Source organism: Photobacterium kishitanii, from assembly GCF_003026355.1.
Taxonomy (GTDB): domain Bacteria; phylum Pseudomonadota; class Gammaproteobacteria; order Enterobacterales; family Vibrionaceae; genus Photobacterium; species Photobacterium kishitanii.
In genome coordinates this window covers 51,457-65,045 of the sequence record NZ_PYON01000016.1, presented here as the reverse complement: position 1 = coordinate 65,045, position 13,589 = coordinate 51,457, and the positions used below count along the sequence as shown (strand labels likewise).

General features: G+C 43.1%; 13 protein-coding genes. 7 read left to right on the top strand and 6 right to left on the bottom strand.

Going from position 1 to position 13,589, the window contains the following annotated elements:
- Positions 1-39 precede the first annotated feature (39 nt).
- Complete coding sequence (gene cyaY / locus C0W29_RS16460) at positions 40-351, bottom strand: iron donor protein CyaY (protein WP_036788451.1); 312 nt, start codon at positions 349-351, stop codon at positions 40-42.
- 78 nt (positions 352-429) lie between these two features.
- Between cyaY and lptM the strand changes: the two genes are divergently transcribed.
- The 5 genes from lptM to yigB all read left to right on the top strand — a co-directional run bounded on the left by lptM (position 430) and on the right by yigB (position 4,456).
- Positions 430-546 carry an LPS translocon maturation chaperone LptM gene (gene lptM / locus C0W29_RS16455; RefSeq protein ID WP_080888926.1) on the top strand — a complete coding sequence of 39 codons (117 nt, stop codon included), beginning with the start codon at positions 430-432 and terminating at the stop codon, positions 544-546.
- A 67-nt stretch (positions 547-613) separates the two neighbouring features.
- Positions 614-1,864, top strand: a complete 1,251-nt coding sequence (lysA, locus tag C0W29_RS16450; protein ID WP_045043594.1) for a diaminopimelate decarboxylase — start codon at positions 614-616, stop codon at positions 1,862-1,864.
- A gap of 38 nt (positions 1,865-1,902) precedes the next feature.
- A complete protein-coding gene (dapF, locus tag C0W29_RS16445; protein WP_036788448.1) occupies positions 1,903-2,733 on the top strand; it encodes a diaminopimelate epimerase in 831 nt (276 codons plus the stop codon).
- Positions 2,734-2,770: 37 nt separating this feature from the next.
- Positions 2,771-3,694: a tyrosine recombinase XerC gene (gene xerC / locus C0W29_RS16440; protein ID WP_036788446.1), complete on the top strand. Its 924-nt coding sequence runs from the start codon at positions 2,771-2,773 to the stop codon at positions 3,692-3,694.
- A gap of 33 nt (positions 3,695-3,727) precedes the next feature.
- On the top strand, positions 3,728-4,456 hold the full coding sequence (gene yigB, locus C0W29_RS16435; protein ID WP_045045484.1) for a 5-amino-6-(5-phospho-D-ribitylamino)uracil phosphatase YigB: 729 nt from the start codon (positions 3,728-3,730) through the stop codon (positions 4,454-4,456).
- A 55-nt stretch (positions 4,457-4,511) separates the two neighbouring features.
- Here yigB and C0W29_RS16430 read toward each other — a convergent pair whose 3' ends face one another.
- From C0W29_RS16430 to C0W29_RS16415, 4 genes are read right to left on the bottom strand one after another with little or no spacing between them, the layout of a single operon-like run.
- Entirely contained in the window at positions 4,512-4,967 is a 456-nt protein-coding gene (locus C0W29_RS16430; protein WP_045043627.1) for a DoxX family protein, read from the bottom strand.
- The gene (locus tag C0W29_RS16425; RefSeq protein ID WP_045045485.1) at positions 4,960-5,763 is read right to left on the bottom strand and encodes an HvfC/BufC N-terminal domain-containing protein; all 804 of its coding nucleotides are present in this window, start codon (positions 5,761-5,763) and stop codon (positions 4,960-4,962) included. The genes C0W29_RS16430 and C0W29_RS16425 overlap by 8 nt, the downstream gene beginning before the upstream one ends.
- Positions 5,738-6,601 carry an MNIO family bufferin maturase gene (gene bufB / locus C0W29_RS16420; RefSeq protein ID WP_036788436.1) on the bottom strand — a complete coding sequence of 288 codons (864 nt, stop codon included), beginning with the start codon at positions 6,599-6,601 and terminating at the stop codon, positions 5,738-5,740. Before bufB ends, C0W29_RS16425 begins: the two co-directional genes overlap by 26 nt.
- A gap of 4 nt (positions 6,602-6,605) precedes the next feature.
- Complete coding sequence (locus tag C0W29_RS16415; protein WP_036788514.1) at positions 6,606-6,881, bottom strand: BufA1 family periplasmic bufferin-type metallophore; 276 nt, start codon at positions 6,879-6,881, stop codon at positions 6,606-6,608.
- Positions 6,882-7,128: 247 nt separating this feature from the next.
- Between C0W29_RS16415 and uvrD the strand changes: the two genes are divergently transcribed.
- On the top strand, positions 7,129-9,300 hold the full coding sequence (gene uvrD / locus C0W29_RS16410) for a DNA helicase II (RefSeq protein ID WP_045045487.1): 2,172 nt from the start codon (positions 7,129-7,131) through the stop codon (positions 9,298-9,300).
- A gap of 83 nt (positions 9,301-9,383) precedes the next feature.
- On the opposite strand, the gene ggt is transcribed toward uvrD, so the two are convergent.
- The gene (gene ggt, locus C0W29_RS16405; RefSeq protein WP_045043628.1) at positions 9,384-11,108 is read right to left on the bottom strand and encodes a gamma-glutamyltransferase; all 1,725 of its coding nucleotides are present in this window, start codon (positions 11,106-11,108) and stop codon (positions 9,384-9,386) included.
- A 630-nt stretch (positions 11,109-11,738) separates the two neighbouring features.
- Here ggt and recQ point away from each other — a divergent pair.
- Complete coding sequence (recQ, locus tag C0W29_RS16400; protein WP_045045502.1) at positions 11,739-13,583, top strand: ATP-dependent DNA helicase RecQ; 1,845 nt, start codon at positions 11,739-11,741, stop codon at positions 13,581-13,583.
- Positions 13,584-13,589: the final 6 nt, after the last annotated feature.

Sequence of the window (13,589 nt, the reverse complement as noted above, 5' to 3'; positions counted from 1 at the left end):
TGAAGGCTTTTTTTATAACTGCAATATGTAAGCTTGGCATTACCAAGTTACATTTTCACCTGCATGTAAGCTGCACTCTTGTTTAAGTAGCGCAAATAATTCTTTATCGCTACGAGTACAACGCCATTCGCTACCAGTGTATTTAAAATGGTAACCACCTGATTTTGAAGCTAACCATAGCTCGTGTAGTGGCTCTTGGCGATTAATAACAATTTGGCTGCGGTTTGCAAACTCTAATGTCAGCACGTTGCCAGTGGTTTCTGGTTCAATATCAACACCGGATTCATCGATGCCTTCTTCGATCTGCATTAGTGCCAGATCGGCCAGTTGGTGAAATTCAGTATCATTCATCCTATTGCGTCCTATTGCATTTCTTGTTCTTGGTGCGATTATAGAGGTCATTGGAATGATAATCACTGGCTTTGAATTATGCATAAAGGTTTATTAGCAATTTTGGTCTTCGGATCGTTAATTTTAACTGGCTGTGGCCAAAGTGGCCCACTGTACATGCCAAAAGATGCACCACAACACCATCAACCACAATAATAAGCTAGTTGCGCTGATGATTGAGTCGCAGCTTAACAGTCAACAAGACAGGGAAGGATAGCAAGCATTGGATTATTTTAATTACCAGCAAGACGGACAACTATGGGCAGAAGAAGTGGCATTGACGGAGTTAGCGGCCCAATATGGCACGCCACTTTATGTTTACTCGCGAGCAACCTTAGAGCGTCATTGGCATGCGTTTGATCAAGCAGTAGCAACTCAGCCCCATTTAATTTGCTATGCGGTAAAAGCCAACTCGAATCTTGGGGTGCTGAATGTGCTCGCCCGTTTAGGTTCTGGGTTTGATATTGTGTCTCTGGGTGAGTTAGAGCGCGTCTTGGCTGCTGGCGGCGATCCTGCCAAGGTGGTGTTTTCTGGCGTAGGTAAAACGGCAGCAGAAATGCGACGTGCGCTTGAGCTGGGAATTAAATGTTTTAATGTTGAGTCTGAGCCTGAGTTAGATCGCTTAAATCATGTCGCGGGTCAACTTGGTAAAATTGCGCCAATTTCATTGCGTATTAACCCTGATGTTGATGCTAATACCCATCCTTATATTTCAACTGGGCTACGAGATAACAAGTTTGGTATTGCCCGTGAGCGTGCGCTTGAAGTGTATCAGTTAGCTCATCAATTACCGCACCTTAAAGTGGTCGGGATGGATTGTCATATTGGTTCTCAGCTAACGAATGTTCAGCCTTTTATTGATGCGACAGAACGTCTACTCGCCTTGATTGATGAGCTGAAATCAATTGGGATTGAGATTAAACATTTAGATCTTGGTGGTGGCTTAGGGGTGACTTATAACGATGAACAACCGCCATTACCCGCTGATTATGCGACGGCATTGTTATCCAGCTTAGCGTCTTACCCTGAGTTGGAATTAATTTTTGAACCTGGGCGTGCGATTGCAGCCAATGCCGGGGTGCTACTGACCAAGGTTGAGTTTTTAAAACACACTGAATATAAAAACTTTGCCATCGTTGATGCAGCGATGAATGATTTAATTCGCCCGACACTTTACTCGGCATGGCAAGATATTATTCCAGTTATCCCGCGTCAAGGTGAAAGGCAGTGTTATGATCTAGTTGGACCTATTTGTGAAACTGGTGATTTCATTGGTAAAGATCGCTACTTATGTTTAGCCGCTGATGACTTACTTGCGGTAAGGTCGGCAGGTGCTTATGGTTTCGTGATGGCGTCTAACTATAATTCCCGTCCTCGAGTTGCTGAGGTGATGGTTGATGGTCAGCAAGCACATTTAGTACGTGCGCGTGAAACCTTAGAACAACTTTGGCAGCATGAATATCTTGTTGAATGATTGTCGTCGCAACTGAAGCTTAATAATTAAGGAACATCATGCAGATTAACTTTTCCAAAATGCATGGGCTCGGCAATGACTTTGTTGTTGTAGATTGTGTCACGCAAAATGTATTTTTTTCTCCCGATGCGATTCGTCGTTTAGCCGATCGTCATCGTGGGATTGGTTTTGATCAGTTATTAGTGGTTGAACCGCCGTATGATCCTGAAACCGATTTCCACTACCGTATTTTTAATGCAGATGGTAGTGAAGTTGAACAATGTGGTAACGGTGCGCGTTGTTTTGCTCGGTTTGTGTCAATGAAAGGGCTAACCAATAAATACCATATATCCGTTAGTACGAAAGCCGGCAAAATGGTGTTAAAGCTAGAAAATGACGGCCAAGTAACGGTTAATATGGGGGCACCGAATTTTGAACCGACCAAAATCCCGATGCGGGCTAAGCAAGCAGAGAAAACCTACTTGCTACGGGTTGGTGAGCAAACCCTATTTTGTGGTGCGGTCAGTATGGGCAACCCCCATTGTGTCACTATTGTCGATAATATCGATACTGCAGCGGTAGCAACGCTGGGGCCACTGATGGAGTCACACGAACGCTTTCCTGAACGCGTTAATGCGGGTTTTATGGAAGTGGTTGATCGCGGTACGGTAAAATTACGGGTATATGAACGCGGAGCCGGTGAAACACAAGCCTGTGGCAGTGGCGCTTGTGCGGCGGTTGCAATTGGTCGCAGCCAAGGACTATTGGATGAGAATGTCAAAGTCTGCCTACCTGGTGGGGATTTATATATTCGTTGGGCTGGTGAAGGTAAACCCTTATTTATGACTGGTCCTGTAGCCCATGTTTTTGATGGTCAATTTATTCAATAGCGCTAGCTAATAATTGTCATTGGTATTAATGACGCTAATGATCGAGGTTTATGTGAGTACGCTTCCCCGAAGTTTTGAACAACCCCTAGAGCGTTTTTATGAATATTTGCGTAGTGAGCGTGAGCTTAGTTTACATACCCAGCAAAATTATAAACGTCAATTAACCTGTATTGCCGAGCAATTACTAGAGCTTGGGGTTGAAAACTGGCAGCAAGTTGATGCTGGCTGGGTACGCCAAATAGCCAGTAAAGGGATGCGTAATGGACTTAAAGCCAGTAGTTTAGCGATGCGGTTATCAGCATTACGGAGCTTTTTTGATTATTTAGTCCATCAGCAAGTGTTACCCGCCAATCCTGCCAAAGGCGTGTCTGCACCACGTAAAGCTCGACCGTTACCGAAAAACTTAGATGTTGATGAAATGAATCAACTGCTAGAGGTTAACGATGATGATCCATTGGCGATTCGTGATCGTGCGATGATGGAATTAATGTATGGCGCAGGTTTACGTTTATCGGAGTTGGTGAACTTAGATGTGCGTGACATTAATTTGAGTAAAGGTGATCTACGCGTTATCGGTAAAGGTGATAAAGAGCGGGTGGTACCGTTTGCAGGTTTAGCCTGTGAGTGGGTGGCGAATTGGCTTAAAGTGCGCGGTAATATCGCTCATGGTGATGAAAAGGGGCTATTTGTCTCTAAACTTGGTCACCGTATTTCAAACCGCAATGTTCAAAAAAGAATGGCGGAATGGGGACAAAAACAAGCGGTATCAAGCCACATTAACCCGCATAAATTACGCCATAGTTTTGCAACGCATATGTTGGAATCAAGTGGCGATTTACGTGCAGTACAAGAATTATTAGGCCACGCTAATTTAACCACTACTCAAATCTATACCCATCTTGATTTTCAGCATTTAGCTAAAGTCTACGATGCTGCTCATCCTCGAGCTAAACGCCGTTAACACGTTATTGAGTGTTAACTAATAGGAACGCCCATGCAATTTTATCGTCACTTAGGCCCGATTAACGCGCTCACGTTTGATCTTGATGACACCCTCTATGATAACCGTCCAGTGATTGTTCGCGCAGAACAAACAATGCTTGATTGGTTAGTACAATTATTGCCACGACCGGATATGCTTCGCCGTGATGATTGGTTGCGCTTAAAAAATCAACTTGTAGCCGTCGATCCCAGTTTATCTCATGATGTTAGTGAGTGGCGTTATGAAACAATAAAAATTGGTTTGATGCAGTTGGGGTGGCGCCTTAAAGAGGCTGAGCTTGCCGCGCGACATGGGCTTGAGTTAGTGTTAGTTGAACGTAATAAGGTTGATGTCCCAGATGAAACCCATCGAGTATTAGCTTTATTAAGTGCACAACTACCGTTAGTCGGTATCACCAATGGTAATGTCGATCCTCAAAAAATTGGTTTAGCGGAGTATTTTAGTGAGATCTATCATGCTGGGCGCGATGGTTTTGCTAAACCAGAAGCAGATCTGTTTACGAAGGCGATTGGTCATTTAGGGATACCTGCGCACCAGATTTTGCATGTTGGTGATCATCTTCATAGCGATGTTTTTGGTGCTAAAAGGCATGGCTTACAGGCGTGTTGGTATAATGATCAGCGTCGACAATTAGCGGCAACCAATGTGCGCTGTTTACCGGATGTTGAAATTAACTATTTAGCCGAATTGTTACCTTTAATTGGTTTATCAGCAAGCTAGTATATTGCGAGTTATCATCCGTTATCATTGGCATTGATGGATGATAACATTATCTCTATGCGGCGTTTTTATTGCAGCCGCATTGATTTAGCCACTGATCGAGTGATAATTTTCCAGCCCCCCAAAATATGGTTACGAGTAACATCATTCCCCATAATTGATGATCATAAAACCCTTGCTGCCATAGTGCTGGGTATGACACCACCGCAATAATATTAAATCCAAATAATAGCAGTGCCATTGGGCGTGAAAATAATCCCAGAGCTAAAAATATTGGTACAATTAATTCAATCGCTGTTCCACTATAAGCGGCTAACTGCCAAGGTAAAATGGGTACCAGATACTCATATTCAAATAAATATAGCGTACTTTCCCAACTTCCATATTTAATGAGTCCTGATTTAAAGAACGCAATTGCCACCCAAACGCGACTAAATAGGAGCAACAGTGGTTGCAGTGGACGTATTAAATGTTCAAAAAAAGGATCGATGGTGCGGATAAAATTAATCATCGCCATTAACCTCGCAAATATCATCAATTAGATGGTGGTGTAATAACTGTGGCAGTAGGGTTAATTGTGAACGAGTATGTGTTGCGATCGGGCGTTGGCATTGGCAGTCTCTCACTAACGCGATTAATTCTGGTGCGCTATCTTGTTGCCAAATTTGCCATTGAAAGTGCTGTAACAGTGCAGTTTGTGGTTGGTTAATATCTAATAGCGCTAATTGTTGCTGCTGGTGGTTATCATTGGTGTCGTTAACGATCTCCCATAGTGACACCACCGCATATTGACTACTAAAAACCCGTGTCGATGTTGGAATATGAAAATAACACTGTTGAAGATTAACACTATTGGTTGGATGTTCGAGTTGGCGTAATTTTTCTAGCGGTAATGTGCCAGCATGGGATGCTAACCGACTAACAATATCTCGCAGCCATTCTAAACGAGCCAGATCGACTAAATAAGGCAAGCTGGCTACTAATGCTGGCTGGGCTGTAATGGTATTTTCAAAGTGATCACCATATGCCGTTACATCGGCTTGCGGTAGCGGCTGGCTAAGAATATGGTGGCGGGCTAATTGCTCAAAACATTGTTCGCCGATCATAGCTTTTACGGTTGGATATGTACTCGCTAATACCTCAGTGAGGCTAATAATAAAATTATTACAGTACAGTTGCAGTCGTTGTTGGGCGCTAAATTGATCACTGTTGACTATCGTCGCCGCATCATGAGGCTGATAATGCAGTGCAGCGGCAAATTGGTGTTGTAGTTGCTGTAAGTTAGGTGCGGTTAATGATGCTGGCATCGGCGCGCTCCTTATCGATAATCGTTTGAGCCTTATTCGCTTCTGCGATTAATATTGCTAGAGGAGGAATATCAGTATCCCACTCAATTAAGGTTGGAATATGACTGCCATGACAGCGGATCCATTGTTGATACAATTGCCATACAGCGGTACTGACGGGTTGACTATGGGTATCAATCCAAATTTCACCTTGAGGTAATTGTTTGCGTATAAAACCTGCGAGGTGTATCTCCTGCACCACGGTTGGATCAATAGCAGCTAAATACGTTTGGCAATCAAAGCGATGGTTAAAACTACTGACATAAATATTATTCAAATCTAATAACAGTCCGCAGCCTGTGCGCTGTTGGACTGCCATTAAAAACTCCCATTCCGGAATTGTTGAGTGTTGAAACTGTAAATAACTGGATGGATTTTCAATTAATAGTTGGCGTTTTAATAGATGCTGGACTTGATCAACCTTAGCGCAGAAATGGGTGAGTGCTTCTTCGGTATAAGGCAGTGGTAATAGATCATTAAAATATTGACCATTAACAGAACTCCAACTGAGATGATCTGAAATTAAAAATGGCTCGGTCTCGGTAATTAATTGCTTGAGTTGCTGTAAATGGTCAGGATTAAGTGGATCTACTGATCCCAATGACAGCCCGATCCCATGGCAGCTAATCGGATAGTGAGGTAGCAATTGGCGCAGTTGGTGGCGTGCTAATGAATCGGGATTGAAATAATTTTCACTGTGAATTTCTAACCAACCAAGTGACGGTTGGGTAGAAATTATCTCAGCGATGTGAGGCGAGCGTAGGCCCACCCCAATCGGCTGCTGGGATGAAAAATCCACTAACTTATGCCTCCTTTGTTGAGCCACCATGGAGACGATCGCACAGTCCTTTAGGCACGACTACAAAGGCATCTTTTTGCGCATCTTCTTTGGCTGAACCAGCGCACGAACTCGTTTTAGTTGCACAATCATTTTTGCCCGCTTTACTAACGCCATAACATTTTTCTTTCTCCATCTTTTTGCCCATTTCTTCAGCAACAGCTGTTGTTGAGGCAAGTGCTCCTGCTAACGCAATTAATCCTGTCATCGCTGACGCTAAAGCAATATTGGTCTTTTTCATGGTGATTCCTTGATTATGGTTGAGTGTTGATTGGTTGTGGTTAAGCATTTTTTTAGTGGTGTTAATTTGCTCTTGGAATAACAGACAGGGCAAAAGCATAATTTATTTCACTGGGATGTTAATTATTTTAACAATTGTGTTATGTTTTTGTTTCTGAACTCTGCGAAAATCACTACAAAGATATCGAAGCAATCTTTATTGGGGCTGGTATAATCATCACCATTGTATAAATAACCAGTAGATAGCGATGGACGTTTCACTTCTATTAGATGGCCTCAATGACAAACAACGCGAGGCGGTGGCTGCGCCGTTGGGTAATCACCTAGTATTGGCGGGAGCGGGTAGTGGTAAAACCCGTGTGCTAGTGCATCGTATTGCTTGGTTGTTGGCGGTTGAACAAGCTTCGCCGTATTCCATTATGTCGGTGACATTTACCAATAAAGCGGCTGCCGAAATGCGTGGCCGTATTAATGAATTAATGCATGGCTCTAGTGCTGGAATGTGGAATGGCACTTTCCATGGCTTATGTCATCGCATGTTACGCGCCCACTATTTGGATGCGCGCTTGCCTGAAGATTTTAATATTTTAGATTCTGATGATCAGATGCGGTTATTACGCCGTTTGATTAAAGCGCAGAATTTAGATGAAAAGCATTGGCCAGCCCGTCAAGGTGCTTGGTATATCAATGCTAAAAAAGACGAAGGCTTACGCCCACAGCATGTTGAAACCTATAATGATCCGGTTGAGCAAACTTGGTTGCGAATTTATACCGCTTACCAAGAAGCTTGTGATCGTGCTGGCATGGTCGATTTTGCCGAGCTATTACTGCGTTCGTTTGAATTATTGCGTGATAACAAGCATATTCGCGAGCATTATCAAGCACGCTTTAAACACATTTTGGTGGATGAGTTCCAAGATACCAACAATATTCAATTTGCGTGGCTACGATTAATGGCTGGATCTGATTGCCATGTGATGATTGTCGGTGATGACGACCAATCTATTTACGGTTGGCGTGGCGCTCAAGTTGAAAATATTCAACGTTTTCTTAATGATTTCAGTAACGCATCGTCAATCTTTTTGGAGCAAAACTATCGCTCTACTGCCAATATTCTTAATGCTGCCAATGAGCTTATTGCTAATAATACTGCTCGTATGGGTAAGAATTTATGGACAGAAGATGGCGATGGCGAGCCGATCTCACTGTATTCGGCGTTTAATGAACTTGATGAAGCGCGGTTTGCGGTCGGTAAAATTAAAGAGTGGCGTGAGCAAGGTGGTAGCCTTAGTGATACCGCATTTTTATACCGTAGTAATGCTCAGTCGCGAGTATTAGAAGAAGCATTAATTCAAGCTGGCATGCCATATCGTATTTATGGCGGCATGCGTTTCTTTGAGCGTCAAGAAATTAAAGATGCGTTGTCTTACCTGCGTTTGATTAGCAATCGTAATGATGATGCCTCGTTTGAGCGGGTGGTAAATACTCCGACTCGTGGTTTGGGCGATCGTACCCTCGAAACCATTCGTATAACCGCTCGTGATCGCGGTTTAACGATGTGGCAATCAAGCTTGGCGTTATTAGACGAAAAAGTGCTGGCTGGACGAGCTGCCAATGCTCTACAACGCTTTATTGAGTTGATTAATGCACTTGAAGATGACACCGCTGAACTTGCGATGTATCAACAAACCGATGATGTTATTCGTCATTCAGGTTTGCGGGCAATGTATGAGCAGGAAAAAGGCGAAAAAGCGCAAGCGCGGATTGAAAACTTAGAAGAATTGGTGACAGCAACGCGTCAGTTTGAAATTCCTGAAGAAGCGGCTGAAATGAGTCCATTGTCAGCATTTTTAGCTCATGCTGCATTAGAAGCGGGTGATGGTCAAGCTGACGCCTTTGAAGATGCGGTTCAGTTGATGACAATGCACAGTGCCAAAGGCTTAGAATTTCCGATTGTGTTTATGGTCGGTGTCGAAGAAGGGATGTTCCCAAGCTCGCGTACCATAGAAGAAGCCGATCGGTTAGAAGAAGAGCGTCGGTTATGTTATGTCGGCATGACGCGGGCAATGAAGAAGCTGTATATCACTTATGCTGAAATGCGACGTTTATACGGCAAGGATAATTTCCATAAACCATCACGTTTCATTCGTGAAATTCCTGAGCAATATGTTGAAGAAGTACGCATGAAGGCACAGGTTTCACGTCCTGTGAGTAGTGGTCGTTTTAGCCAAACCCAAGTTAATAATAACTTTAACGAGACCGGTTTTAGTTTGGGGCAGCGAGTGCAACACCCTAAATTTGGTGAAGGAACAATTATCAACTTTGAAGGCAGCGGCGCTCAAAGTCGAGTCCAAGTGGCCTTTAATGGTGAAGGTATTAAGTGGTTAGTAACCCAATACGCTAAGTTAACCGCACTATAATCACCATTGCAGTAATAAGCCCAGTGATTGTTAATTGTTTATAATTAACCATCACTGGGCTTTTTTATGGTTTTTATAGGCTGCTATTGGGCGATCACTTTACCTTCGCGGCGGGGATCAGCAGCACCGGTTAATTGCTTGGGGGCAATCGTGATCGCTTGAATGCCAGAGTTAAGATCTTTTACTGCAGTTTTATAGCCTAATTGTTCAAACTTAGGTGCCCATGCTGTCGCAGCAGTGTGTTGTTCTAACTCAAAGGTACCAAAACGGTTATTAATGTTAGGCAGATTAATTGCTTGCTGTAAATCCATTCCCCAATCAATGTAAGCGACTAAGGTTTTTGCAATATAGCCGATAATTTGACTGCCACCGGGGGAGCCAATGGCTAATACCGGTTGGTTATTGTGCATTACAATTGTCGGTGCCATTGATGAACGGGGACGTTTACCCGGCTCAATACGATTGGCGATGGGTACACCATCAATTTGGCTACGGAATGAAAAATCGGTTAATTCGTTATTCAGTAAGAACCCACCAACCATTAATCGTGAACCAAAACTGTTTTCAATGGTAGAGGTCATAGAGACCACGTTACCTTGGCGATCAACAATCGCAAAATGGGTGGTTGATGGCAATTCGATAGCTTCATCGGTGGTTTGAATACTGGCATGATCCCATGGCGGCAATCCTGGCTCGACGGTGGTTAATCTTTTATTGGTAGCTAATAATTGCGCCCGTTGTTGAATGTAGTCAGGATCGAGTAAGCCTTTGGTTGGCATCGGCACATAGTCACTGTCAGCCATATAACGACCACGATCAGCAAATGCTAAGCGTGAGGCATCGCCAATCAAGCGCCAGCTATTAACATCATTAGCACCCATTTTCGCTAACGGATAATGGTTAAGCATTCCCATAATTTGCCCAAGGGTTAATGCACCTGAGCTTGGTGGTCCCATACCACAAATTTGATATTGGCGATAAGGCGCACATATCGGCTCACGTTGTTTTACTTTATAACTGGCCAAATCAATATTACTGAGTACACCTGGATTACCGACCGCGTTTTGAACGGTATTAACAATCTCTCGTGCAATATCTCCTTGATAAAATGCCTTTTGACCATAATCAGCAATTTTTCGTAAAGTATCAGCATAAGCTTGATTGATTAATCGTTGCCCGGCCTGAATTGGTTGACCCTGAGCGTCAAAAAAATAGTCTTTGGTTAGTGGCCACCGTTGTAAATGCGTGGCATCTTTAGCGACTAATGCCGCTAAGCGAGGGCTAACAATAAACCCTGCTTTGGCTAATTTTATTGCAGGTTGAAATAGTTGCTTCCACTCTAATTGGCCATATTGCTGGTGGCTATTCCACAATAATTTAATCGTGCCAGGGGTACCAACCGAGCGCCCGCCGACAACAGCATCATAAAATGCTAATGGTTGGCCATTTTTATTTTGAAAGAGACGTGGAGTGACCGCAAAAGGTGCCGTTTCTCGACCATCAAAGGTGGTCATTCGCTGATTATCATTATCCCAATAGACTAAAAATCCTCCGCCACCAATGCCTGATGATTGCGGTTCAACTAAGCCTAATACTAATTGGGTTGCCACCATAGCGTCGATTGCGTTACCACCTTGACGCAACATTGCTGCGCCAGCTTCACTGGCATAATGATTGGCAGTGGCAATCATCCATTGTTTGCCGTCCACTAATTGTGATTGCTGTGGCGTGACACTGGCTTCAGGAATGATAGTGTCACTAACTTGTTGGGCTGTAACGGTGAAAATAGGGGCCGCACAACTACACATTGCCAGTAAACGTAATAGTGATGGCGCGATTTTAAGCATAACAGATCCTTGTAATCAGCAACGCAACAGTAGAGAGGTGCTAGGTGGTATTTTAATGTGATTAATGATGGCAGAAAAATCCCCGTATATCTCATTATTTTTAAATATTGTTGACCGTAATATTTGTTGGATATTTGATTTTTAATCCGTTTGAGTCATTTCAAGCTGGTAAGTTGTTAAATGTTATTAATAACTTCAAAATTTAGTCGCGAAAAAGCGGCTTTAAATTATATAGTGTTGAATAATTAACCATCTGATAACAGTGGTGATAGTTGGTGTTTTTTGTTTTATTCCCTTATTAATTATTTGGTTATTATTACTTGAGGGTTGTTGTGATAATCGTAACCATAAACACCAGTCATTAATTTTAAATAAATCAGGCTGTAGCGAAAGATTGATGCTGAAGTTGTTATTGGTGGCGATTAGTTTTAAGAAAATATGCCGCCACTATCATTGTAACTGAGGCAATGACTTGGTTTTATTTGATAATTATTAATGCCATCACTTAATAGCTTTGTTATTGGGGGCTTGCTCGCATCTACCCTAGATTTAGGTATAGAATGGCAGCTCTGTTTAGCGAAGAGTCTTACTATGTCAACCGTTGCCCCTCAGCCTGTGTCGTCATTATTATTATCCAGCCAAGAAATATTGCAGGATGTATTTGGCTATCAACAATTTAGGCAAGGCCAACAAGCAGTGATTGATGCGATCACTGCCGGTAATGACTGTTTGGTTATCATGCCAACCGGTGGCGGTAAATCTTTGTGTTATCAAATTCCTGCTTTAATGCTGCCGGGATTAACCGTGGTGATTTCACCACTGATTTCGCTAATGAAAGATCAAGTAGACCAGCTTAATGCCAACGGTGTCAGTGCCGGATGTATTCATTCAGCGATGGCACGTGAAGAAATCCAAGCCACTTTTGATGCGATGCAAAATGGAGAATTACAGTTAGTTTATGCCTCACCTGAACGGGTGTTAATGCACGATTTTATTGAACGTTTGCAGCAACTTGATGTAGCGATGGTGGCTGTTGATGAAGCGCATTGTGTTTCACAGTGGGGGCATGACTTTCGACCTGAATATGCGGCATTAGGTCTGCTTAAACAACAATTTTCACCTCTGCCTGTGATGGCATTAACCGCCACAGCTGATGATGCCACGCGGCATGACATTATTAGTCGATTGGGATTAACTGATCCTCATTGTTATTTGGGCAGCTTTGATCGGCCGAATATTCGTTACACGTTATGGGAAAAACATAAACCGTTTATGCAATTAAACCGTTACTTGGCGACGATGCGGGGTCAGTGCGGGATCATTTATTGTAATAGCCGTAAGAAAGTTGAGCAGATCAGCGAAAAACTGTGTGAAAGTGGTATTCGTGCCGCGGCATATCATGCTGGAATGGAACACCAACAGCGAGTGGCGGTTCAAGATGCTTTTCAACGTGATGATATTCATGTGGTTGTTGCAACGGTAGCATTTGGAATGGGGATCAATAAGCCTAATGTGCGGTTTGTGGTCCATTTTGATATTCCGCGTAATATTGAATCCTATTATCAAGAAACAGGACGGGCAGGACGGGATGGCTTACCAGCAGAAGCATTATTACTTTATGATCCGGCAGATTTAGCCTGGTTACGCCGTTGTGTCGATGAAAAACCGCATGATGCGCAACGTGATGTTGAGCTACATAAATTAAATGCGATGGGGGCATTTGCTCAAGCACAAAGTTGTCGCCGCCAAGTACTGCTACATTATTTTGGTGAAGATCAACGTCAAGCATGTGGAAATTGCGATGTATGTCTTGATCCGCCGCAGCAGTTTGATGCGGTGGAAGCGGCTCAAAAAGCATTGTCATGTGTATATCGCGTTAACCAGAATTTTGGCATTACCTATGTGGTTGATGTCTTGCGCGGCATGCAAAATCAACGTATTCGTGAATATGGCCATGATAAATTAACCACTTATGGTATTGGGCGTGAATACAGCCATGAATATTGGGTAAGTATTTTACGGCAACTGATCCATCGTGGATTTTTAACCCAAAATATTAGCCGTAACTCAGTATTACAACTAACAGAGCAAGCGCGGCCATTATTAAGGGCTCAAATGCCGTTATCATTGGCTGTACCTCGACTTGATACGGCGGCTCGTAGCAGTAAAGTTGATCGAATGGCCAATCGTCAATATGACAAAAAATTATTTGCCAAGTTACGCAAATTACGCAAAGCGATTGCTGATGAAGAAGATTTGCCACCCTATGTGGTATTCAATGATGCTAGCCTGATGGAAATGGCGGAACGGTTACCAAGCTCAAAAGGGGACTTTTTAGCGATAAATGGTGTCGGTCAGCGTAAGTTAGAAAAGTTTGGGGTGGTATTTTTGCAATTGATTGGCGATCACTTAATGGCAATTGATGAACATAACTAACGGAAG